General features: G+C 67.6%; 19 protein-coding genes. 15 read left to right on the top strand and 4 right to left on the bottom strand.

Annotation, left to right across the window (positions count from 1 at the left end):
* Positions 1 to 13: 13 nt before the first annotated feature.
* From ABS52_04330 to ABS52_04315, 4 genes are all read left to right on the top strand, one after another.
* Positions 14 to 3,193 carry a multidrug transporter AcrB gene (locus ABS52_04330; GenBank protein ODT04490.1) on the top strand — a complete coding sequence of 1,060 codons (3,180 nt, stop codon included), beginning with the start codon at positions 14 to 16 and terminating at the stop codon, positions 3,191 to 3,193.
* Positions 3,190 to 3,894 (top strand): hypothetical protein, encoded by a 705-nt coding sequence (locus ABS52_04325; GenBank protein ODT04489.1) that lies wholly within the window; start codon positions 3,190 to 3,192, stop codon positions 3,892 to 3,894. Before ABS52_04330 ends, ABS52_04325 begins: the two co-directional genes overlap by 4 nt.
* A gap of 91 nt (positions 3,895 to 3,985) precedes the next feature.
* Positions 3,986 to 4,198 (top strand): hypothetical protein, encoded by a 213-nt coding sequence (locus ABS52_04320; protein ID ODT04488.1) that lies wholly within the window; start codon positions 3,986 to 3,988, stop codon positions 4,196 to 4,198.
* Between the two features lie 84 nt (positions 4,199 to 4,282).
* Positions 4,283 to 5,128: a hypothetical protein gene (locus ABS52_04315; protein ODT04487.1), complete on the top strand. Its 846-nt coding sequence runs from the start codon at positions 4,283 to 4,285 to the stop codon at positions 5,126 to 5,128.
* A gap of 340 nt (positions 5,129 to 5,468) precedes the next feature.
* On the opposite strand, the gene ABS52_04310 is transcribed toward ABS52_04315, so the two are convergent.
* Positions 5,469 to 6,083, bottom strand: a complete 615-nt coding sequence (locus ABS52_04310; protein ODT04554.1) for a cation transporter — start codon at positions 6,081 to 6,083, stop codon at positions 5,469 to 5,471.
* Positions 6,084 to 6,364: 281 nt separating this feature from the next.
* On the bottom strand, positions 6,365 to 6,760 hold the full coding sequence (locus ABS52_04305) for a hypothetical protein (protein ID ODT04486.1): 396 nt from the start codon (positions 6,758 to 6,760) through the stop codon (positions 6,365 to 6,367).
* 1,136 nt (positions 6,761 to 7,896) lie between these two features.
* Between ABS52_04305 and ABS52_04300 the strand changes: the two genes are divergently transcribed.
* The 11 genes from ABS52_04300 to ABS52_04250 all read left to right on the top strand — a co-directional run bounded on the left by ABS52_04300 (position 7,897) and on the right by ABS52_04250 (position 21,196).
* The gene (locus ABS52_04300; GenBank protein ODT04485.1) at positions 7,897 to 9,300 is read left to right on the top strand and encodes a hypothetical protein; all 1,404 of its coding nucleotides are present in this window, start codon (positions 7,897 to 7,899) and stop codon (positions 9,298 to 9,300) included.
* 299 nt (positions 9,301 to 9,599) lie between these two features.
* Complete coding sequence (locus tag ABS52_04295; protein ODT04484.1) at positions 9,600 to 10,547, top strand: hypothetical protein; 948 nt, start codon at positions 9,600 to 9,602, stop codon at positions 10,545 to 10,547.
* An 8-nt stretch (positions 10,548 to 10,555) separates the two neighbouring features.
* Positions 10,556 to 13,726 (top strand): cation transporter, encoded by a 3,171-nt coding sequence (locus ABS52_04290; GenBank protein ODT04483.1) that lies wholly within the window; start codon positions 10,556 to 10,558, stop codon positions 13,724 to 13,726.
* Positions 13,723 to 14,058, top strand: coding sequence for a hypothetical protein (locus ABS52_04285; GenBank protein ODT04482.1), 336 nt, complete (start codon positions 13,723 to 13,725; stop codon positions 14,056 to 14,058). Before ABS52_04290 ends, ABS52_04285 begins: the two co-directional genes overlap by 4 nt.
* Before the next feature lie 108 nt (positions 14,059 to 14,166).
* Positions 14,167 to 16,746, top strand: a complete 2,580-nt coding sequence (locus ABS52_04280; protein ID ODT04481.1) for a cadmium-translocating P-type ATPase — start codon at positions 14,167 to 14,169, stop codon at positions 16,744 to 16,746.
* Positions 16,746 to 17,669, top strand: coding sequence for a cation transporter (locus tag ABS52_04275; GenBank protein ODT04480.1), 924 nt, complete (start codon positions 16,746 to 16,748; stop codon positions 17,667 to 17,669). Before ABS52_04280 ends, ABS52_04275 begins: the two co-directional genes overlap by 1 nt.
* Positions 17,670 to 17,737: 68 nt before the next feature.
* The gene (locus ABS52_04270) at positions 17,738 to 18,658 is read left to right on the top strand and encodes a hypothetical protein (GenBank protein ID ODT04479.1); all 921 of its coding nucleotides are present in this window, start codon (positions 17,738 to 17,740) and stop codon (positions 18,656 to 18,658) included.
* 157 nt (positions 18,659 to 18,815) lie between these two features.
* Entirely contained in the window at positions 18,816 to 19,103 is a 288-nt protein-coding gene (locus ABS52_04265) for a hypothetical protein (GenBank protein ODT04478.1), read from the top strand.
* 89 nt (positions 19,104 to 19,192) lie between these two features.
* Positions 19,193 to 19,780 carry a hypothetical protein gene (locus ABS52_04260; protein ODT04477.1) on the top strand — a complete coding sequence of 196 codons (588 nt, stop codon included), beginning with the start codon at positions 19,193 to 19,195 and terminating at the stop codon, positions 19,778 to 19,780.
* 862 nt (positions 19,781 to 20,642) lie between these two features.
* Complete coding sequence (locus ABS52_04255; protein ID ODT04476.1) at positions 20,643 to 20,858, top strand: hypothetical protein; 216 nt, start codon at positions 20,643 to 20,645, stop codon at positions 20,856 to 20,858.
* Entirely contained in the window at positions 20,855 to 21,196 is a 342-nt protein-coding gene (locus ABS52_04250) for a hypothetical protein (protein ODT04475.1), read from the top strand. The genes ABS52_04255 and ABS52_04250 overlap by 4 nt, the downstream gene beginning before the upstream one ends.
* A 49-nt stretch (positions 21,197 to 21,245) precedes the next feature.
* On the opposite strand, the gene ABS52_04245 is transcribed toward ABS52_04250, so the two are convergent.
* Together ABS52_04245 and ABS52_04240 are read right to left on the bottom strand one after the other, a co-directional pair.
* Positions 21,246 to 21,497 (bottom strand): hypothetical protein, encoded by a 252-nt coding sequence (locus tag ABS52_04245; protein ID ODT04474.1) that lies wholly within the window; start codon positions 21,495 to 21,497, stop codon positions 21,246 to 21,248.
* Entirely contained in the window at positions 21,498 to 21,722 is a 225-nt protein-coding gene (locus ABS52_04240) for a hypothetical protein (GenBank protein ID ODT04473.1), read from the bottom strand.
* Positions 21,723 to 22,497: the final 775 nt, after the last annotated feature.

Below are 22,497 nucleotides of genomic sequence, written 5' to 3'. Positions count from 1 at the left end.
AGCGGGAGAGCGAATGCTGAACAACCTCATTGCCCTCTCGCTCCGCAACCGCGTCGTCGTCCTCGCCATCGCGGGGGTGATGCTCGTCGGCGGCGCGTGGACCGCGTGGCGCATGCCCGTGGACGTCTTCCCCGACCTCACCGCGCCCACGGTCACGGTCCTGACCGAAGCGCACGGGATGGCGCCGGAAGAAGTCGAGGCGCTCGTCTCCTTCCCCATCGAAACCGCCGTCAACGGCGCCACCGGCGTGCGCCGCGTGCGTTCGTCGACGGCACAGGGTATCTCGGTCGTCTGGGTGGAATTCGACTGGGGGACCGACATCTTCCGCGCGCGACAGATCGTCGCCGAGAAGTTGCAGGTGGTGACCGCTGCGCTGCCGGACGGGATCTCCGCGCCCGTGCTCGCCCCGGTGTCGAGCGTGATGGGCGAGATCCTGATGATCGGCCTGACCGGGGCTGCACCGGCGACCGACAGCTCGGCCCGCGAGCTGCGCACCATCGCCGATTGGACCATCCGTCGCCGGTTGCTCGCCGTTCCCGGTGTGGCGCAGGTGATCCCCATCGGGGGAGGGGTGAAGCAGTACCAGGTGCTCGCCGACCCGGCGCGCATGCTCAGCGCCGGTGTCACGCTCGATGAAGTGGTGCGCGCCGCGCGCGGCTCGAACGCCAACGCCTCGGGCGGCGTGTACATGGACAAGGGCCAGGAGTACGTGATTCGCGGGATCGGGCGGGTGCAGTCGGTCGACGAGATCGCGCGGACGGTGGTCGCGGTGCGCGGCAGCGTCCCGGTCCTCCTGTCGCAGGTGGCCGACGTGCGCGTGGGAACGGCGCCCAAGTTTGGCGACGGCTCGGTCGACGCGGCCCCCGGCGTGGTGCTCGCGGTGCAGAAACAACCCGGTGCCAACACGCTGGAGCTCACGGGACGCATCGAGCGCGAGCTGGCCGCGATACAGCCAACGCTCCCCAAGGGAGTCACGATTCACTCCGATCTCTTCCGTCAGGCGGACTTCATCCGAGTCGCCGTCGACAACGTGGTCAAGGCGCTGCGCGACGGCGCGGTGCTGGTCGTCGTCGTCCTCTTCCTCTTCCTCTGGAACTTCCGGGCAACGGCGATCTCGGTGGTGGCGATTCCACTGTCGCTGGTGGTGGCGATCTTCGCCATGAAGCTCCTCGGGATCACGGTGAACACGATGACGCTGGGCGGCATGGCGATCGCCATCGGGGCGCTGGTCGACGACGCCATCATCGACGTCGAGAACGTCTTCCGGAGGCTCAAGGAGAACCATCACCGGCCGGACGGCGAGCGTCGCAGCGCGCTGCGCGTCGTCTTCGACGCGTCGAAGGAGATAAGGGCCAGCATCGTGAATGCGACCATGATCATCATCGTCGTCTTTCTCCCGCTCTTCTTCCTGGGTGGTGTGGAGGGACGGCTCCTTCGTCCCCTGGGCTTCGCCTACGTCGTCTCCATCCTCGCCTCGCTCCTCGTCGCCGTCACGGTCACCCCGGTCCTGTGCGCCTACCTCCTGCCGAACTCCGGCGCGGTGCAGCGCGAGCACGAGAGCCGGCTCGTCACCTGGCTCAAGGCGCGGTATGACCGGGTGCTCCAGCCGGTGTTGGCGCATCCCAAACGTGTCCTTGCCTTCGCCGCCCTCGCCCTCGCCGCGACGTTAGGCACCCTCCCGCTCCTCGGCTCCGCCTTTCTCCCCGAGTTCAACGAAGGGGCGCTGACCGTCTCGGTCGTCACGGTCCCGGGGACGTCACTCGAGGAATCCAACGGTATCGGGCGCCGCGTCGAGGGGATCCTCAAGGCGAACGCCGCCGTGCTCAACACCGACCGCCGTCAGGGACGAGCGGAGCTCGACGAACACGCGCAGGGGGTCAATGCCGCCGAGATCGACGTGACGTTGAAGGACGGCATCGACAAGGAGGCGGTCTTCGAGGAGCTGCGCAGCGCATTCTCGGCGATACCGGGAACGAGCGTGACCGTTGGCCAGCCAATCGGCCACCGCATCGACCACATGCTCTCGGGGACGCGGGCCAACATCGCCGTGAAGATCTTCGGTCCCGACCTGTATCAGCTCCGCCAGGTGGGGGCGAGCGTGCGCGACGTGATGCAGGGAGTGCCGGGCGTGGCAGACCTGCAGCTCGAGCAGCAGATGGACGTCCCCCAGCTCCGCATCCGCGCCGATCGCACGGCGCTCGCCCGCTACGGGATGAGCGTAGGGCAGCTCGCCCAGGGGATCGACGTGGCGCTCAACGGTGAGGTGGTGTCGCAGGTGCTGGAACAGGGGCGGAGCGTCGACCTGGTCGTGCGATTCCCCGAGACGCTACGCGCCAACGCCGAGGCCATCGCCGCGGTCCCCTTCGACACTCCCACCGGACAGCGCGTCCCGCTCTCGCAACTCGCAACGGTCACCGTCGACCGCGGGCCGAATACCATCTCGCGCGAGAACGTGCAACGCAAAATCGTGGTGCAGGCCAACGTGGCCGGGCGCGACCTGGGGAGCACCGTCGAGGAGATCCGGCGCACAGTGAGCGAGCAGGTATCGCTTCCGCCCGGCTACTTCGTGGAATATGGCGGCCAGTTCGAGGCGCAAGCCGAGGCCACGCGCACGCTCGGCGCCCTGTCGCTCCTCGCCATCGCCGCGATCTTCATCATCCTCTTCATGGAGTTCCGCTCGGCGCGCACCGCCACGCTCGTCATGGCCAACCTCCCGTTGGCGCTCATCGGCGGGGTTGTCGCCGTCCTGATCACCGGGCGCGTCGTGAGCATCGCGTCGCTGGTGGGCTTCGTGACACTCTTCGGCATCGCCACCCGCAACGGGATCCTCCTCGTGTCACACTACCGGCAGCTCCTGGCAGAAGGAGTCCCGTTCCGCGAGGCGGTAGTGCGGGGCTCGCTCGAGCGCCTGTCGCCGATCCTGATGACCGCGCTCACGGCGGGGCTCGCACTCATCCCGCTGGCGTTAGGCGGCGGGGAGCCCGGCAACGAGCTGCAGACGCCGATGGCCATCGTGATCCTGGGCGGACTCCTGTCGGCGACCGCCTTGAACATGCTCGTGGTCCCCGCGCTGTACTGGCTGTATGGCGAACGCGCGGTGGCGCCGGCCACGTCGTTCGAGCTCACACCCCGTGGCGAGATCGGCGGCCTGACCCCCGCACTCGCCACCTCCATGCCATCCTCCCGTTCATGAGACCATTACTTGCGCGGCTGCTGGCCTTTGCCATCCCCTTGCTCCTGCTCCCCAGTGCGGCGCTGGCGCACGGCGTGGCGGCGGGCGACAAGGGGTACCTGCAGGAGATGTCCGGCGTGCTCCTCATCCCGTTCGCCTATCTTGGCGCCAAGCACATGATCACGGGTTACGATCACCTGCTCTTCCTGCTTGGGGTGATCTTCTTCCTGTACCGGCTCAAGGACGTGGCGCTCTACGTCACGCTCTTCGCGGTCGGCCACTCGGTCACCCTGCTGGCCGGCGTGCTGACGGGAGTGGGCGTCAACGCCCACGTGATCGACGCCATCATCGGGCTCTCGGTGGTCTACAAGGCGCTGGACAATCTCCGGGCCTTCGAGCGGTGGTTCGGGCGCAGCCCGAACCCGCGCGTCGCGACGCTGGTCTTCGGGCTCTTCCACGGATTGGGGTTGGCGACCAAGATCCTCGACTTCCAAGTCTCGCCCGAGGGACTCGTTCCGAACCTCGTGGCCTTCAACGTCGGCGTGGAGCTGGGGCAGATTCTCGCGCTGAGCACGATCCTCATCGCGATGTCGTACTGGCGTCGCCTTCCCAGCTTTGATCGCCGCGCGTGGTCGGCAAACGTCGCCATCATGTCCGCCGGTTTCGTGCTGATGGGTTACCAGCTCGTCGGCTACTTCGTCACGCGTTCCTTCGGAGGCTGAGCTCGTGTCTGCTCCCGTCCCCACATCCCGGCCGTCGCCGGAGCTGCCGTCCTCGCGCGCCCTGGTCCGCTCAACCCTCATCGCACTGGCCGTGGCCGGAGCGTTGCTGCTGACGGCCGTACTTCCGGCGGAGTATGGCATCGACCCCACCGGCGCCGGGCGCGTGCTGGGCCTCACGCAGATGGGCGAGATCAAGGTACGCCTGGCGCGCGAAGCGGCCGAAGACGCAGCCGCTGACGCGGCGGCGCTCGACGCGGCCGAGGCCGAAGCGACCGGGGTTCCGGATAGCGTGCCCCAACAGTAGACGCCGCGGTGGCCACGATGCCTCGCTCTCCCGCAGGTACTGGTCCCCTGTTTGTCCCCCATCCCCATACTGGAGAGTAGCCCAATGCCCGTTCCACAGTCGTCGTCGCGCGCTCGTCGCGTCGCTCCTGCCGCCGCTGCCGTCGCCCTGCTGCTCGCCTCGGCGACGATCGCCGCCGCGCACGACATGTTCGTGAAGCCCACGCGTTTCTTTGCTCCCGAGAACGCCGAGGTGCGCGTCAGGCTCCTCAACGGCACCTTCTCCAAGAGCGAGAACTCGATCGCCCGAAATCGGCTTGCCGACGCGAGCGTGCTCACCCCGCGTGGTCGCATCAAGCTCGACACGGCCGAATGGGGAGTGAAGGGGGACACGAGCACCTTTCACATCCACACCCGCGCCGCGGGCACCTACGTCATCGGCGTCTCCACCAAGGCGGCCCAGATCGATCTCTCGGCGGACGACTTCAACCTCTACCTGAAGGACGACGGTATTCCCGACGTGCTGGAGGCGCGGACCAAGGCCGGGGAGCTGAACAAGCCGGCCAAGGAGCGGTACCACAAGCACGTGAAGGCGCTCGTGCAGGTCGGGAGTGCACGGAGCGAGCTGTATGCCACGCCGATGGGCTACCCGGCAGAGCTCATCCCCACGGTGAACCCCTACACCCTCCAGAAAGGGGCGACCCTGCGGGTGAAGACGCTGGTCGATGGCAAGCCGGCCGCGAACCAGTACGTCCTCTACGGCGGCGAGCTTGCGAACGGTGCCGGTGGGATCGAGCAGAAGAGCACGCGCTCGGACGCGCAAGGCATCGCGAACATTCCGCTCGCGGCGGCGGGCGTGTGGTACGTCAAGTTCATCAACATGACCAAGGTCGCGAAGGATTCGGTGGACTACGAGTCGAAGTGGGCGACGCTGACGTTCGAAGTGCGGTAGCGTGGAGTCGCAGAGTGGGACGTCCATCCAACGCACACATGCGCGCGTAGCTTCTGCGCATGCAGCTACTCGACGGCTTCCCCCTCGAGCCCGGCTGCAGCTACGGCGCGGCGTACTGCACGTCGGCGGAAACGCTCAGGACTCGCGCATCTCCGGCTCAGCCTCGCTTCGCGTCTCCGTTCGCGTACTCTCCGTGTGACACCATGGGCCGCACAGTCGACGGTCCGCGGCCTCAGCGTGTGTGAGCACGCTCCCCGCGCAGGTCGACTGAGCGAGCCGTGGCGTCGCGCATTCGGCGTTCGTGTGTCGTCGCCCCAGAGTGCCTAGCCGTGCCGCAGCGTCACTCCGATGCGTGAACTGACGTGTCTGTCGTTCGCCCCCGACTCGCCGCCCGCAGCTCCGCGCGCGCGTCGAGCACGATGGCCCACGCCGACTGCAGGAACAGTGCAGCAATCGCGACGGCCACAACGAGGTCAGGCCAGGGCGACCCCGTCCAGGCAACCAACCCAGCAGCCACCACCACAGCCAGGTTGCCTAACGCGTCGTTCCGGGAGAAGAGCCAGATCGCCCGGACATTCGCGTCGCCCGTCCGGTGCGGAAGCAGGACGGCGGCGGCCGCGAGGTTGACCAGAAGCGCCCCGCCGGCGAAGACACCCATGAGCTCGGCCTCGGGTTGCTGCTGCACGATCATCCCATAGGCCGTGGAGGCGAGGACACCGACGCCGAGCGCCGCCAGAAAGAGCCCCTGGAGCAACGCCGTACGAGCACGCGCCTTCAGCGACCACCGAAGCGCGAGCAATCCGAGGAACGAGATCACTCCGTCGCCCACGAAATCGAGCGCGTCGGCTCGCAGGGATTGGGAGCCCGAGAGAAAACCTCCGACCGCCTCGACGACACCGTATCCGGCGTTCAGGAGTACCACGATCCAGAGCGCGCGCCGATAACCGGGCGACACGCCACCACGGGTCGACGCAACGTCGTCTGAGGCGGAGGACTCCCCCACGGATGCCCCCTCAGCGAGCCGCTCCAGACGGTAGCCGAGGTCGAACACCACACGCTCGACGTGCTCCTGCGCCTCAGGCTCGGACACCGTCGCCGTCATGCGGTGCGTGGCGACCGACACCTTCACCTCGGCGACACCGGAAACGCGCCGCGCCGCCGCTTCGATCTCGGCGGCGTCGTGCGCGCAGTCCATCCCGGTCACACGATACTGCACGACGGACGTGCGGTCTCGGGTCATGCGGACGACGAGAAGGATTCCTCGTCGAGCCCGGGAGAGGCCTGCGCCTCGAAGAGGTGCGCGAGCATGCGTTGCACCGTGGGATCGGTAAGCCGGTAGTAGGCTACCCTGCGATGTTTCCGAAATGCGACGATGCCGGCGAGCCGCAAGCTGCGCAGGGCGTGCGAGACCGCACTCTCCGACACGGTCGGGCCCGGCGCGGAGGCGACGAGGAGCGTCAGGTCGCACACGCAGAGCTCCTCGGTACATGCCAAGGCCGCCAGCAGACGAAGGCGCGTCGGATCGCCCAGCAGTCGAAGTCGGTGCGACGCGCGCTCCACGGAAGTCGACGTCGGCAAGTCTGCGCGAACGCGGGCCACGGCGGCGGGGTCAATGCACCGGACCTCGCACATGTCGGTGGGGGCGCCGCCAGTTACCCTGATCCGCCGCGCGGGTTGTGGAGCGACCGGGCGACGGCGGGGAGCGGGGGGTGCGTCTTCGGGCGGACGCACGATGGGCACGGGATCGGATTGCGGCATTGCACCAACCGGGGTTAGGTTACGTTGTCATCTGAGCGATTGCTCAGGTATGGTAGAGTGTCGCCGCGGGACTTGCAACGTCGGGCGTCGCCGAAGCACGTGCCTTTCGATGGTCGACGAGTCTTGCCTTCGCGAGCGATCAAGTGCTACCTATCCGCAGCGTGGTGCGAGGGAGTCGCACCCTAACCTTTCGCGGTCGGACTGTGACGCTTCGTCGGTGCACCGCACTCGTCCTGATATGGTGTTTCGCGCTTTTCTCGGGCGAGGCGCTGTTGGCCGACGTGCACGACGGCGATGCCACAGCGACTGAGCTGCAGGTCGTCAGTGGGGCCCACGTTGGTACCCACGTGAGCGCAGCTATCGCTTTGCGAATGCAGACGACAGGGCAAACGACCGCCCAGGGTAGCGGCGACGACTCCCCGCCACCGAGTGAGCGAGCGCCCCAGCAGCCGGTCCATACGCAGCATGCCTGTCACTGCGTGCACGCGCACAGCGGCATGGATTCGAGTGCACGAGCCGTGAGTGCGCCCCCGTCCCCCCGGACGAACACCCCCGTGCCTCGTGCCGTGCTGATGCCGCCGAGCCGCGGTCCGGAACCTCAGCTGCGTCCCCCGATCGCCTGAGCCGATCGCGCTTCACGAGCGTGCTCGCGTGACGTCCCCGCCAGCCTCGTGAAGATCGCCGGACACCGCCCACCAGTCGGCGCTCCGAGCTACGCGCATTTCACTCAACGTTCGCGTCCGCCACCATCGCCGCGTTCCGGAGTTACGGGCTTCTCGAATCCCGTATTCGGCTACCATCCCGCTGATAGCGAGATCGGATTGCCTTCCGGGCGCGGATCGGACGCACTCGATCACTTCGGGAGAGCTCAGCTCGTGCCCCTCAATCCATTTCGTGCACGTCGGCGAGACGCGCGGTCTTCACCTCTCGGTGACAGGAACCGCCCTGCTGCTGGCGACAACCTCAAGCTGCACAGTGTTCGTCGTGCCCTTGCCCTCGCGACGACGCTCATGGGCATCGGAATGCCCGACTCTTTGGAGGCGCAGATACCCGGGCAACGCCGAGCCGAGGGCTCGGCCAGCGACTCGGTCGTCCTGAGTATTGGCGACGTACAGCGGCTGACACTGGCGCGAAATCCCTCCTTCCTGGCTGACCGCCAGGAGAGCGCCATCGCACGCGGCGGGCTGCGCCAGGCCGGACTCCTCCGCTTCAATCCCGAGCTTTCGGTGGCCTCGCCAGGCACCGGGTCGACCAGCCTTCGCAACCCGGTGGAACTGACCGTGTTGCAGGAGATCGAGCTCGCGGGGCAACGCGGCCTTCGGCGTGATGCGGCGCAGGCGGGCGTGACACGCGCGGAAGCCGGGGTGGCGAACAGCGCGCGCCTAGGCGTGGCCGACGTCTCGCGCACCTTTTATCGCGCGCTCGCGACGGAGCGGCGTCTCGCGGTCACGCGTGACGGTCTCGCCCTGACCACGCGCCTCATGGACGCGGTGCGAACGCAGCTCGGCGAAGGGGAGATAAGCGTGTTGGAGGGAACACTCGCCGAGATCGAATTCGGCCGGGCGAAGGCACGTGTGCTCGAAGCGGAGCGTCTCGCGTCCGGCAGTCTCCTCGAGCTCAAGCGACTGGTAGGGATCGACGCGACCACCCTCGTGCGTCTGGAGGACCCGCTCGCGCCGCCGCCCGTTTTCCTCGCCGGTCTCCCCTCCGACTCGCTTTCGGCGGTCGCGGCGCGCGCCGACACGGTTGCGGCGGCCGCATCCGGCTCACAGCCGTCGGGTCAGCTCCCCGATCCTGCGGCCCTCGATGCTGACTCACTGATGCACCTCGCACTGTCGCAGCGTCCCGATCTCGCTGCATCCACCGTCGCCGTGCAAGAGCTCGAGACACTCACCGCTCTCGCGCGACGCGAGACGCTGCCGAACCTACGCGTGGGCGCACTGGCCGAGCGGGTCCCCAACGAGGGTGGCCTGCGCCTCGGCCCCGCCATCGGCGTCTCGCTCCCCTTCTGGAATCGCAATCAGGGTGTCATCGCCCAGCGGCGTGCCCAGCTGCAACAGAGTGTGCTGGAGCGACGGGCCGCCGAGGCCCGGGTGCGCACCGACGTCGAAATCGCCCTTCGCGCTTACCGCGCCGCCACGCAGGAGGCGGCGACCTACGAGTCGACGGTTCGCCAACCAGCACGCGTCAACAGCGTACTGCTCGAGACGGCGTTCCGCGCCGGAAAGATCGCGCTGCCTACCCTCCTCCTCCTACGCAACCAACTCGTGGAAGCGGAGCTCGGCTATTGGGATGCCTGGCTCGCACGTCAGGACGCACTGGTGCAACTCGACGCCGCGACTGGACTACTCGCGCGTGAGAGACTGCGCGCCTCCGACGCCACTTCTCCATCCTCCCCCAGGACCTCACGATGAGTTCCCTGATCAATACGCATGGTGCAGGCAGGCCTCCCCTTGCGAGAAGAACCTGGCGCCACGCACGAACGCTGTCGTGGCTCACCGGCCTCCTTTCAGCGATCGCCATAGCCTCTTGCGGCGGAGGGGCACCCGAATCCGCCGTCGACAGCGGCGACTCAAGCCCCAGTGGCGACAGCGCCAAGGAGAGCCGGGCCGGCGGACCGGACGAGGATGTCGTAACGCTCGACAGCACAGCGCTTCGACTGGGCGGGATCGCCATCGACACGGTCGCGACGATCACGACGAGCGGACTGCCCGTGACCGGCACCATCACCTACGACGCCAACCGCGTGAGCCACGTCGGCTCTCGGACGGAGGGACGCATCACCGGGCTTCGCGCCGAGCTCGGCGCGCGTGTGCGGCGTGGACAGCTGCTCGCGCTACTCGAGAGTCCGGACGTCGGCCAGATCCGGGCCGACGAGCGCGAGGCGGAGGAGCTGGTGAAGATCGCGGAAGAGAACTTCGCGCGCGAGCAGCGTCTGGCCATCCAAGGCATTTCGAGCCGAAAGGAGCTGCTCGACGCGGAGGCGGAGTTGCGCCGCATGCAGGCGTCCTTGCGCAGCGCACGAACGCGTCTGCAGGTGCTTGGGGCGGGGCACGGGACGGGCGGGCAATTCGGCATCTCGGCCCCCTTTGCGGGCGTGATCGTGGCCCGGGACGCGAGCGTGGGTGAGATGGCGAGTCCGGCAGACACCCTCTTCACGGTCGCCGACCTGTCACGCGTGTGGATCGAGCTGGACATCTTCGAGCGTGACCTGACGCGCATTCGGGAAGGCCAGTCGGTCGCCGTGCGGACGGCCGCGTACCCGGACCGCACGTTTGAGGGCCGAATCGTCTACGTCGGATCCGTGCTGGATGCGACGCGCCGCACGGTGCGCGCGCGCGTCGAGATTCCGAATACCGACGGCGCCCTCAAGCCGGGAATGTTCGCCAATGCGAGCATTCAGGTGGGGGCGGGCGGTCCAATCGTCGTCGTCGTTCCGCGAGAGGCGGTGCAGGAGGTCGAGGGACGGCAGGTCGTCTTCGTGCCGGGCACGAACGCGGGCGAGTTCCGAACCCAGGACGTGGAGGTCGGCGAGTCGATCGACGGTGGGCGTGTGACCATTCGCAGCGGTCTGCGGCTCGGCAGCCGCATCGTGACGCGCGGCGCGTTCGCCCTGCGATCCGAGCTGGCGAAGAGCGACATCGGCGAAAGCGGACATTAGGAGAGCCGATGACTTCCCTCATAGCCTTCGTGCTCAAGCAGCGGCTGCTGGTGCTAGCCCTTGTGGCTCTGCTCATCGGCGTCGGCATCTGGTCCGCGATGCGGCTGCCCATCGACGCGGTTCCCGACGTAACCAACGTACAGGTCCAGATCAATACGAACGCCGCGGCGCTGTCGCCGCTCGAGGTGGAGCGACAGATCACGCTGCCCGTGGAACTGGCAATGTTCGGCCTGCCGGAGCTCGAGGAGATCCGCGCGATCTCCAAGTTCGGCCTGTCACAAGTCACGGTGGTCTTCAAGGAAGGCACCGACATCTACTTCGCGCGACAGCAGGTGCAAGAGCGCCTGCAACAGGCGCGCGAGCAGATCCCGGAGCGCATCGGCCGCCCCGAGATGGGCCCGATCTCGTCCGGGCTCGGGGAAATTTTCCAGTACACGGTTTCAGCACGCGATACCACCGGGCTGGACCCGACGGAACTGCGGACCCTGCAGGACTGGGTGGTGGCGCCGCAGCTGCGCGGTGTACCCGGCGTGGCCGAGGTCAACGCCTTCGGTGGCTTCGAGAAGCAGTATCAAGTACTCGTCCGTCCGGAAGCGCTGATCCAGTACGACCTCACGTTGTCGCAGGTGCTCAATGCAATCGCCGCCAACAACCAGAATGCGGGCGGCGGCTACATCACGCAGGGCGCCGAGCAACTCGTGATCCGCGGCGTGGGGCAGGTGCAGAACCTCGAGCAGATCCAGGGGATCGTGGTGGCGAGCCGCAACGGCACCCCCGTACGGGTCGGCGACCTCGCCGACGTGGTGATCGGTTCGACCATTCGACAGGGCGCCGTCACGAAGGATGGGACGGGAGAAGTCGTGACTGGCATCGTCCTGATGCGCCTTGGCTCGAACTCGCGGACGGTCGTGAACGCCGTGAAGGAGCGCTTCGCCACCGCGGCGAAGAGTCTCCCGCCGGGCATCGAATTGCGCGCGTTCTACGACCGCACCGAACTCGTCGACCGCACGATCAAGACGGTGGAGAAGAATCTCGTGGAGGGCGCGGTCCTGGTCGTAGTGATCCTCTTCCTCCTCCTGGGCAACCTGCGCGCCGCGTTCATCGTGGCGCTCGCCATCCCACTCTCGATGCTGTTCGCGGTCAGTCTGATGGTGAAGGCCGGAATCGCGGGGAGCCTGATGAGCCTGGGGGCGATCGACTTCGGGCTCGTCGTGGATGGCTCCGTCGTCATGGTCGAGAACTCCATGCGCCGGCTGGGCCACCGCCGATCGGGCGAGGGGTTCGTCGCGACCGTGCTGTCGGCGTGCTCCGAGGTGGCGCGGCCCATCCTCTTCGGAGTGGGCATCATCATCGTGGTGTACCTGCCGATTCTCACGCTGGAAGGGGTCGAGGGCAAGATGTTCAAGCCCATGGCGCTGACCGTCGTCTTCGCGCTCGTCGGCTCGCTGCTCCTCACCTTCCTGCTGACGCCCGTCCTCATCTCGCTGCTGCTCAAGGGCAAGGTCGAGGAGAAGGACGTCTGGCTCGTGCGCAAGGCAAAGGCGATCTACGAGCCGGCGCTCGAATGGACGCTCGCGAACGTGCGCAAGGTACTCACCGGCTCCGTTGTGGCGGTCGCACTGGCTGTGGGCCTGGCGCCGTTTCTCGGCTCGGAGTTCATTCCGCGCCTCGATGAGGGCTCGTTCGCGCTGCAAGTGCTCCGGCTCCCGAGCGTCTCGCTCGAGGAGTCGGTGCGGCAGACGACGCAGCTCGAGACGGTGCTGCTTGAAGCGTTCCCCGACGAGATCGAAGACGTCGTCGCCAAGACGGGCCGGCCGGAGATCGCCACCGACCCGATGGGCGTCAACATCAGCGACATCTTCGTCCTGCTCAAGCCGCACGATGGATGGTCGAAGGCCGAGTCCAAGGGCGAACTGGAGGAGAAGATGTCGGCCGTCCTGTCGGAGATCCCCGGACTCGTATTCAGCTTCAGCCAGCCGATCGAGCTGCGAGTGAACGAGCTGATCGCTGGCGTCCGCTCGGACCTCGCCATCAAGGTGTATGGGGATGACCTGAGCCAACTGAGTACGATCGCCGACCAGGTGGTGGCGGAAGTGTCGAAGCTCGACGGCGCAACGGGCTTCAAGGCGCAGCAACTGGAGGGCCTTCCCCAATTGCAGGTGACGGTCCTGCCGGAGCAGTTGAGCCGATACGGGATCAACTCGGCCGACGTGATGCAGGTCGTCGAGGCGATCGGCGGCGTGCAGGCCTCGGAAGTGCTCGAGGGTCAACGGCGTTTCGCGCTGACCGTCCGGTTTCCCGCAACCGTGCGGCGGAATGCCTCGACCATCGCGGGCATTCTCGTCAGCGCGCCGAATGGTCAGCGCGTGCCGCTCGGCACACTCGCCCGCGTCGAAACGGTCAACGGGCCGGCGGAGATCAGCCACGAGAATGGCTCGCGACTGGTCATCATCGAGGGCAACGTGCGTGGCCGCGACATCGGCAGCTTCGTGGGCGACGTGCGCGCGCTGTTCGAGGGGGGCACCATCACGCTGCCCACCGGCTACCGACCGGAGTTCGGCGGACAGTTCGAGAACCTGGAGCGCGCCTCACGGCGGCTGACGCTCGTCGTCCCGCTCTCACTCCTGCTCATCTTCGTACTCCTGTTCGCGACCTTCAACTCCGTGCGGCAGGCGGCGCTCGTCTTCACGGGCATCCCGCTCGCCACGGTGGGCGGCGTGATCGCGCTCTTCCTGCGCGGCATGCCCTTCAGCATCTCCGCGGGCGTCGGCTTCATTGCGCTGTTCGGCATCGCGGTGCTGAACGGCGTCGTGATGGTCTCGTACATGAACGAGTTGCGCATGCACGGCATGCCCCTCGAACGAGCGATCCGCGAGGGGGGCATGACGCGACTGCGGCCCGTGCTGATGACAGCGCTCGTGGCGAGCTTCGGCTTCATCCCGATGGCGATCTCCACCGGGGCGGGCGCCGAGGTCCAACAGCCCCTGGCGACGGTCGTCATCGGTGGCCTCGTCACGAGCACGCTGCTGACGCTGCTCGTGCTTCCGTTGCTCTACCTGCTCTTTGAACGGAAGCAAGCCGAGCGCGACTCCGAGCGCGAGCCGGAGGCGCACGTTGCGCAGGGCGTGCCGGCGGCGCCCCACACCGATCTGATCGCCAGCGGAGGACATCCGTCATGAAGCTGATCATCGCCATCGTGCAGCCGTTCATGGCGGCGGAGGTGTACCGCGCATTGCATGGGGTGCACGCCGTCACCGGCGCCACGTTCACCGACGTGCGCGGCTTTGGACGCGGGCGCCGACACGGCGCGCCGAATGTCGAAGAGATTCCGAACGGCACCCCGAAGGTACGGGTCGAGGTGGTCGTGCGTGACGTGTTGGCCGGTGAGGTGGCGCAGGCCATGCGGCAGGCCGCACGAACCGGCAATCGCGGAGACGGGAAGGTGTTTGTCCTGCCTGTCGAACACGCGCTTCGCATTGCCGATGATGAGGAGGGCGAAGGTGTGGTCTAGCGGGCCGGGCGACGTGACGGAGGTATATCCCGAGCGTCGCCTCGCACCGCACCACCGGCGCTACCGCATGATCATGTTGATCGTCACGAGTTCGCACGAGAGGACACCATGAATCGTTCCACCCGGCTGGACCTGCCACTCCTCCTTCCCGACGTGACCGACGCGCGTGACGCGTGCGTCGCGCGTCTCATGCACCTCCTCGAGAAGCGTTCCGACATCGTCAGCGTACATCTGGTGCAACCCGGTGATGCACTTCCCGATGACGAGCCTCCGCTCGAGGAGTTGCGTCCAGCCGCCAACACGACCCCAAACGGGGCCAGCGGCGCGCAGTTGTGCCTGCACTACGACGCCGAGCGGCTGTCACTCGCGCAGATCGAGAAGCTGGCGCGTCTCGCCGGTGCGCAGCTGACCGACCGCTTTGCGCACGAGGTGATCCCCATTCACCTGGTCGGCGCGGAGGATGAGGGTCGCCGAATCGAGGCGAGCCTCCGGCGGTTACCGGGCGTGACGACGGCGGCGGTCAGCCTGGCCGGGCAGGTTGCGCGCGTCGAGTACGACCGGCGGCGCATCTCGCTCGCCACCATTCACGCCGAATTGGCCGCGCTCGGCGCCCAGGAGCGGCGCGCGCCGACTGCGGCTGCCACCGGTGCGGGCAACGGGGTGACATCGGGTGCTGCGATGCCGTCCGTGCCGTTGCCGAGTCGCGACGCTCGTGAAGCGGAGAATGCGAACGTCAGTGCGAAGGGTCGGATCGAGGGCCCCGAGCCGGATGTCTCGTGGTACGCCCGCAATCGCGAGCTTGCGTGGAGCCTGATGGCGGGAACCATGCTCGCTGCCGGGTGGGGGCTGGAGCGCGCCGGCGTGGCGCCGATGGCGTCGATCGCCGCCTTCGTCGGCGCGTACATCTTCGGGGCGCGCGACAACGTGGCCCACTTCCTCCGGGATCTGGGCAAGGGACGCTTCAACTTCAACATCGACCTGTTGATGGTTGTGGCGGCCCTCGGCGCGGCCGTGTTGGGCGAGTGGTTCGAAGGCGCACTCCTGCTCTTTCTCTTCAGCCTCGGGCACGCGCTCGAGCACTACGCGCTCGGACGCGCGCGCAACGCCATCAAGGCACTCGCCGAGCTCGCGCCGACCCGGGCCGTCGTCCTGCGCGACGAGGGTGGCGTCGCGCGCGAGGTGACGGTAGCGATCGAGGAGGTGCGACCGGGGGACCGCGTCGTAGTGAAGCCGGCCGAACGCATCCCGGTTGACGGCACGGTGACCGAGGGGCGTTCGGGGGTGAATCAGGCGCCGATCACCGGCGAAAGTGTCCCTGTGGAGAAGGTGCCTGGTGAATCGGTTTTCGCCGGTTCGGTGAACGGCGAGGGGGTGCTCGTGGTCAACGTCACCGCGGCGCTCGGCGACCGCACGCTGGACCGTGTGGTGAAGCTCGTGGCGGAAGCGCAGACGCAGAAGGCGCCCACGCAGCAGTTCACGGATCGCTTCGAAAGGATCTTCGTTCCAGTCGTGCTGGTGGCCGATCTCCTCCTCATCGTGGTGCCGCCATTGCTCGGCGTGTGGACGTGGGGTGAGGCGTTCTATCGTGCCATGGCGTTGCTGGTCGCTGCGTCGCCCTGCGCCCTCGCCCTGGGCACACCCTCTGCGGTCCTGGCAGGTATCGCCCAAGCAGCTCGGCGCGGCGTACTCATCAAGGGAGGCGCGCACTTGGAGGCGCTCGGCGCGATCCGTGTGCTCGCTCTGGACAAGACCGGGACGATCACGAAGGGTGAACCGGCGGTCACCGATATCGTGCCTGCGGCGGGCATCGGGGCGGACGATCTGCTCGCCACGACCGCCGCAGTCGAACGGCGTTCCCAGCATCCGTTGGCGCGTGCGATCATGGCGGCGGCGGCGACGAAAGGTCTCGCCATCGCCGAAGCGGGCGAGGTGCAGTCGGTCACGGGGCGTGGCATCCGAGCGTCGGTTGGCGCCGATACCGTGGACGTGGGGCGGCTCCTGATGTTCGAGGAACGCGGGATGCTGGTGCCCGAAGCGATTCGGGCGGACGTCGTGCGGCTCGAGGCGAATGGCCGGTCAACGATGGTGGTGCGGCGGTCGACGGACGACCAGACCGATGGCTGGCTCGGCGTTATCGGCATCGCTGACGAACCGCGGGCGAACGCGGCGGCGACGATCGAGCGGCTCCGCAAGAGCGGCATCACACGCATCGTCATGCTCACCGGCGACAATGCCGGGGTGGGCAATGCCGTTGGACGTGCAGTGGGCGTAGACGAGGTGCGCGCCGGATTGTTGCCCGAAGACAAGGTGGAGGCAATCCGGGAGCTCGTCGCCACGGGTCCGGTCGCCATGATCGGCGACGGCGTGAACGATGCGCCCGCGCTGGCAAACGCCACGGTCGGCATCGCCATGGGCGGCGCTGGAACGGCCGCTGCCCTGGAGACGGCGGACGTGGCGCTCATGAGCGATGATCTGGGCCAGCTACCCTTCGCGATCGGCCTCAGTCACCGCGCACGTGCGATCATCCGACAGAACCTCTACGTGTCGCTGAGCGTGATCGCGGGGCTTATAGTGGTCACCGTCACCGGAGTCGCCGGGATCGGAACCGCGGTCATCGTGCATGAGGGAAGCACGCTGGTCGTCGTCGCCAACGCACTCCGCCTCCTCGCCTATCGCGGCGTCGACTGATGCAGACTTCCGACCCCGAGGCGGGCGCGAGATCCGGGAAGCGTCGAATGACGAATTCCGGCAAGCATCAGCGAAAGCTGACGGTCGTGCTCGTGTTGACTGGCACCTACCTCATCGCTGAAGTGGTCGGCGGGATTCTCACGAAGAGCCTCGCGCTGCTCGCTGACGCGGGCCACATGCTCACCGACGTCGCAGGCGTCGGGTTGGCGCTTTTCGCCATCCGGTTCGCGGCGCGACCGGCGACGCCCGAACGAACGTACGGCTATTACCGCACCGAGATCCTGGCGGCGATGGCCAACGCAATCGTGCTTTTCGGCATATCGTTCTACATCCTCTACGAGGCCTGGCAGCGGTTCCGCAATCCGCCAGCGGTCGAAAGCGGGGCCATGCTCTGGGTAGCCGGCGTCGGCCTTGTGGTGAATCTGATCAGCATGCGCCTCCTGCGCGACGCGTCGAACGAAAGCCTCAACATGAAGGGCGCGTATTTCGAGGTGCTCTCCGACATGCTGACGTCCATCGGCGTGATCATCGCCGGGGTCATCATGCTCACGACGGGGTGGTACTACGCCGACCCGCTCGTGTCAGCCGGCATCGGATTGTTCATCCTTCCCCGGACCTGGCGGCTGCTGCGCGAGGCGGTCGGCGTGCTGCTGGAGGGTACGCCCGCCGACGTCAACCTCGTGGCAGTGCGCGACACGGTCGTGGCCACAGAGGGCGTGAGCGGCGCTCACGACCTCCACGTCTGGTCGCTGACGTCGGGGACGAATGCGCTGAGCGCGCACGTCGTCATGGCGCCTGGCAGCGACCACGCGACCGTGCTGCGCGCTACGCAAGTCGCCATCAACGAGGCGCACGCCTCGATCGTGCATGTCACACTCCAAGTCGAGCCGCCTGGATGGGAACAGGCGGAGACACACACATGAGCGGGGCTCCAACGCTGAGACCCTCGCCGCCCACCAGTGGAGATAGCGTGTATCTCGGGCATCGAGCGTTGGACCGGGCGAGCTTGGGGCAGCACGGGCGGGCGACGCTGCTGACCGCTGTTGGCATAGGAGTCGCGGGAGCTGTACTGGTGTTGGCGGCCAGCCTCATGCGCGCGAAGCGCGGTGAACGCTTCGAGGGGCGGAGCGTGGCAGCGTGGACGCGGGCCCTTCAGAGTGAGGATGCCGAGACGCGACGGCAGGCAGCAGGCGCCTTCGTGCGGGCCGCCCCGCGCTCGCCGGCCGTGACGCATGCACTACTCGCCGTGCTTGACGCCGGCGACCGCGATGAGCTCCACGGGACCGTAGCCGACGCAATCGTGCAGCTCGGTCCCGTAGCCCAGGCAGCCTCCGGACAGTTTGTCGCGCTGTTGCGGGACGAGCACCCGGGGATTCGCGCGCAGGCTGCGTTGATACTGGGTCAGGTCGGATCAACGAAGGGCGATCACCTTGCGCCGGTGGCCGCCGCGCTGACGGATGCCGATGCTCGCGTGCGCCGCGCCGCGGCGCGATCGGTGGGGCTGGGCGGCACCCATGCCGAGCGGTACCGCCGGGAGCTCGTCATGGCCGCGGGCGACTCCAACGCAGCCGTGCGACTCGAGGCAGTGCGAAGCCTCATGGTGACTGCACCGGAAACAACACTTGTGCTTCCAGCTCTCGTGGCGGCCTTGAGCGACTCCTCCGAGCAGGTGCGTTTGGCAGCCGCTTACGCCGTCGCGCGATACGGGGAGTACGCCGGGACCGCAGTCCCCGCGTTAGGACGCGCCTTGAAGGACGGTCACTTCGGGATGCGTGTCGCGGCGGCCGTCGCGCTCGGACGAATCGGCCCTCGTGCCGCTGCCGCCGTGCCGCAATTGCGCCTGGCGCTGTCGGACCCGGATGGGGGGACGCGCGAGGCCGCGGCGGCGGCGCTCGCTCGCATTTCACGGTAGCCACCGCAGTGGCACGGCAGGTGGGGCGATCCAGGTCCTCTGTGGGGTCCAATGATGCATCGTCTGATGCATCCTCGGCGTTCCCTCCCAGTCGCGACGGACCAGGAAGCGGGGGTTGGGACACGGGGCGCGCTCGACATCGGACAGCGGGAGAGCGATGACGGGGACGCACGTGGTGCTGGAAATTCCCCTGCGCGGTGCGGCGAGCGAGGGGATCGAGGAGCGCATTCACGGAGCCCTCGCGGACGTCGCTGGCGTCATCCGTGTTTCCGTGGCGTCAGCGGCCTTTCGCGTGCGGATCGTGCACGAGCAGTCGGACGATGTGCGCGCCAACATCGTGAAGGCCCTGCAGCCGCTGGGGATCTCCGCAGCCCATCCGGACGTGCACGGCACGTCGAATCATGCTCCGTGGGGAGTCCGACCTCCGGGAGAGGATGCCGTATGAGAAGTGGAGTCAGCGCCGTCCGGCCTGAAGGCCCTAGCCACCGGCGAGAGGCGTCGGCGTGCCGACAAGCGCTCACGCGTCTCACCCTCGTGTTGCTGCTGTCGGTGGCATTCGGCTGCTCCGCCGACCCGGGATTCAGCGGGCGAACGGCCGAGGAGTGGATCAGGCAGCTCGAGCAGTCGCCCGACAGCGTGGAGCGACGCGCTGCCGCCCGGGCGTTGGGAAGTGTCTTGGCGATCCACCCGCGATCCACGCGCGTCACCGCTGCGCTCGTGCGGGCACTGGCTGACACGAGCGATGATGTGCGCCTCGAGGCCGGCACCGCACTCGTGCAGCACAATCGCCTCGCACCGACCGCCGTGCCTGGTTTGGTACGATTGATGAGTGATAGTGCGCACGAGCACACGCGCGAGCACGCGGCCGAACTGCTCGCGGCCGTGATTCCGGAAAACGTTGGCGACGTCGTTTCCCCCCTGATCCGCGCACTCGAGGATCCCAGCGTCCGAGTCCGCGGTGCGGCCGTGCGCGCGCTCGTGCGCCTCGGTGAGTGGCCCCAGACCGTAGAGGGTCTACGACGGGCGGCGGCGAGCGGCGGAACTGCCGCGAAGGAGGGAGCGCGCGAGGCGCTTGCACGCCTCGCGCGCTCCCAGGTCCCGGTCCACCCAGGGGAGCGGTGAGAGCAGTTCGTGGTTCGCTCACCACCGAGCAGCGCTGATCATCGTCGGCAACCCTGCGGTCGCTGCGGACATCCGTAAGGCGTGCCTGCAGCGCGGTAAATTCCCATCTATTCGAGTCCTGCACCATTCGCTTAGCGTGAATCCGTCTGCCCAAATTGGGGGCGCGGGCGGCCTGTTCGACGACCGGGGGAAGTACGCGCTGGAGCGTGCACCTCCTCGTCCCCACCGATCGTCCCGGAACGCGACGTCGACGACGCCCGCTCCTAGGGCGGTGTCCCGTTCGAAGGCGGCATCCGTCACGGCAGAGAGGCCAGCGCTCGTCCCTCTCGAATCTTCCGACTCAGGCTGACGCGGCCGGCGACGCGCCAGTCGCGAGCCCTGCCTGCGCTGGAATCTCTGCATCGAGGAACTCGCTCGTGCCCTTGGGGCCCGTAAGCCACACCCACAGCGGCCCGCCTCCGGGGTGAGCTCGATGCGGAAGGTCAAGAACGGGCAGCAGAGGCGCTCGTTCGCGATCCAGCGTGCGACGTCGTCGAACGCGTGGGCGTCGAAACGGTAGGCGTAGCCTTCGACGCCGTCGGCGTTCTCGGCATCGCCGTCGCGGGCGAGCGTGTCCCTAGAGAGCGCGCGGCGTTCGCGCGCCATCGTGCCGAAGAGCAGGGCGACGAGCTGGAAGTGCGCGCTCCGTTCGGCGGCGGGAATGGCCCCTGAGACACAAGCGATAGGGATCTCGCTCGATGACGGGGGAGTTCTGCCTTCGGCGGTCATGGTCGTGGCCTCGTCGGGGGTGTACGTCGGCCCGTTGCCGTTGTCCGGGCCACGAGAACCCTACAACTTGGAGCGCACTTCGCGTCGTGTCCCCGTGCGGGGCGGGACGTCTGACGAGGGGGCGACAATGGCAGGGATGAGAATCTGGGAGGTCGGGCGGTGCGCGCGACTCGTCGCGCTCGGTGCGGAGGAAGGGGCCACGCTGCACCTCGACTTCGGCTGCATCGACGGTCTGACGGCGTGTGTGCCGCGCAACAGGGACACGGCCCTGTCCCGTCCATCCTCGCTCCCGCGCGGGCGAGAAGTGTGACTCCACTCGCAAAGTCGGTCGCCCTGTTCCTCGTGGCGGGCCTCTGCGAGGTGGGCGGCGGGTACCTCGTCTGGCTTTGGCTCCGCGACGGACGGGGCGTGGCCTTCGGTGCCCTCGGGGGCCTGATCCTCTTCGCCTACGGCGTGCTGCCCACGCTGCAGCCTGCAGGCTACGACTTCGGGCGCGTGTACGCCGCCTACGGCGGCGTCTTCGTCGTGCTCTCACTGCTCTGGGGCTGGTGGGTGGATGGCCACCAGCCCGATCTGCCGTCGGTCCTCGGAGCGCTCATCTGTCTCGCCGGCGTCGGTGTCATCATGTACTGGCCTCGCGGCGCCTGACGAGCGCGTCGCGTCGCCAATGCCCGTCAGCCTGCGGCCGCGCGTTCGCCTAGCGCCTGCCCGCGGCCAGCAGCCGGTCCAGAGCGCCGCGCACGCTGTCCTCCGGCACGACGCCCTGAATCGCTTCCACCGGCGTCCCGTCCGGTCGGAGGAAGAAGAAGTGCGGCGTGGACTGGAAGCCGAGCCGCTTCATCGTCGGCTTGTTCTTCTCGTTCAGCATGTCGAGGTAGAGGAAGTCCACCCGACCCTCGTAAAGTTTCTCGAGCCCGTGCACGACGGGCGCCATCTTCTGGCAGCCCATTCAGCCGTAGTGGAAGACCTCGACAAGCTGCGGGCGCCCCGTCGCGGCCAGACGGGCGACGTCGCTCGCAACGAAGCCGCCAGGGTTCGGCTCGCCGCGCGGACCGGTCGCTGGCGCGACGGTGTGTTCGGCGAGTTGCGGCGGCCGGCGGCCAAGCAGCAGGGCCGCCGCCGCTACCACGAAGACTGCGGCGCCGAGCGTGGCGAAGATGGCGCGCCTAGTCATGTGTTGCGGGTTGCTGGAATCAAGGAAACCGAACGTCGTCGAAGCTGAAAGATGAACGACGCCGACACAAGGGACGCGCGTACTACTACACCGCGTGACCCGACAGAACGCAGAGGGTCGGACTCACCATCCCTTGAAACGACGTGACACCTGAACGCCACGGAGAACGCAACTGCCACTTCACGGCTGCGTGGTGTCGGCGTCTCCGCGACGCCCCTCCGGACTCGACGAGCTTTCTCCAGCCGCCGCCCCTATGAGTCTGGGGGACGGGACTTGTTGCCCCAAGACGCGTCAGGACGCTACCCGTCGCGGGCGAGGAGCCGCTGGTAGAAGCTGGTAGACGGCGCGTATCCACGGAATTGAAGCGAATCGCGCAGACGCCCCGACCGTTCTTCGAGAAAGATCTCCGCGCCTTCGGCGCGGTCGCCCTGCGTCTGTTTGCACCGATTGAATACTGAATCTGCGCAGTGAAGTGGCTTCGCTTTTCTGAACAGGGTGGTTGAGTAGACGGTGGGCTCTCCCGGCGACAAGTTCGCTCCGAACCGAAGGAGCCCACGATGCCGAAACGCCCCCATCGGAACCATGCTCCGGCTTTTGAGGCGAGACTCGCCTGGGCGGCCGTGCGCAACGAAGGCATTTTCCTGGCGCTGGCGAAGCGCTTCGACGTACATCCCGCCTAGGGAAGCTCTGAATAGGTCTGAAACATGTCCGTCCGAGACTCCGGCGCCGTCGTCAGCCGCACTATCCGCGTTCGCGCGGCCGGTTCACGCCGGCG

This window comes from Gemmatimonadetes bacterium SCN 70-22 (genome assembly GCA_001724275.1).
In the GTDB taxonomy this organism is placed as follows: domain Bacteria; phylum Gemmatimonadota; class Gemmatimonadetes; order Gemmatimonadales; family Gemmatimonadaceae; genus SCN-70-22.
The sequence above is the reverse complement of the archived record's forward strand: the minus strand, read 5'-3'. Positions and strand labels throughout refer to the sequence as shown.

What these genes read in the sequence shown, in the direction of transcription:
- ABS52_04325 (ODT04489.1), top strand. Translation starts at nt 3,190, where the DNA reads ATGAGACCATTACTTGCGCGGCTGCTGGCCTTTGCCATCCCCTTGCTC.
- ABS52_04300 (ODT04485.1), top strand. Translation starts at nt 7,897, where the DNA reads ATGGGCATCGGAATGCCCGACTCTTTGGAGGCGCAGATACCCGGGCAA.
- ABS52_04245 (ODT04474.1), bottom strand. Translation starts at nt 21,497, where the DNA reads ATGGGCTGCCAGAAGATGGCGCCCGTCGTGCACGGGCTCGAGAAACTT.
- ABS52_04315 (ODT04487.1), top strand. Translation starts at nt 4,283, where the DNA reads ATGCCCGTTCCACAGTCGTCGTCGCGCGCTCGTCGCGTCGCTCCTGCC.
- ABS52_04285 (ODT04482.1), top strand. Translation starts at nt 13,723, where the DNA reads ATGAAGCTGATCATCGCCATCGTGCAGCCGTTCATGGCGGCGGAGGTG.
- ABS52_04240 (ODT04473.1), bottom strand. Translation starts at nt 21,722, where the DNA reads ATGACTAGGCGCGCCATCTTCGCCACGCTCGGCGCCGCAGTCTTCGTG.
- ABS52_04275 (ODT04480.1), top strand. Translation starts at nt 16,746, where the DNA reads ATGCAGACTTCCGACCCCGAGGCGGGCGCGAGATCCGGGAAGCGTCGA.
- ABS52_04305 (ODT04486.1), bottom strand. Translation starts at nt 6,760, where the DNA reads ATGTGCGAGGTCCGGTGCATTGACCCCGCCGCCGTGGCCCGCGTTCGC.
- ABS52_04265 (ODT04478.1), top strand. Translation starts at nt 18,816, where the DNA reads ATGACGGGGACGCACGTGGTGCTGGAAATTCCCCTGCGCGGTGCGGCG.
- ABS52_04290 (ODT04483.1), top strand. Translation starts at nt 10,556, where the DNA reads ATGACTTCCCTCATAGCCTTCGTGCTCAAGCAGCGGCTGCTGGTGCTA.
- ABS52_04330 (ODT04490.1), top strand. Translation starts at nt 14, where the DNA reads ATGCTGAACAACCTCATTGCCCTCTCGCTCCGCAACCGCGTCGTCGTC.
- ABS52_04280 (ODT04481.1), top strand. Translation starts at nt 14,167, where the DNA reads ATGAATCGTTCCACCCGGCTGGACCTGCCACTCCTCCTTCCCGACGTG.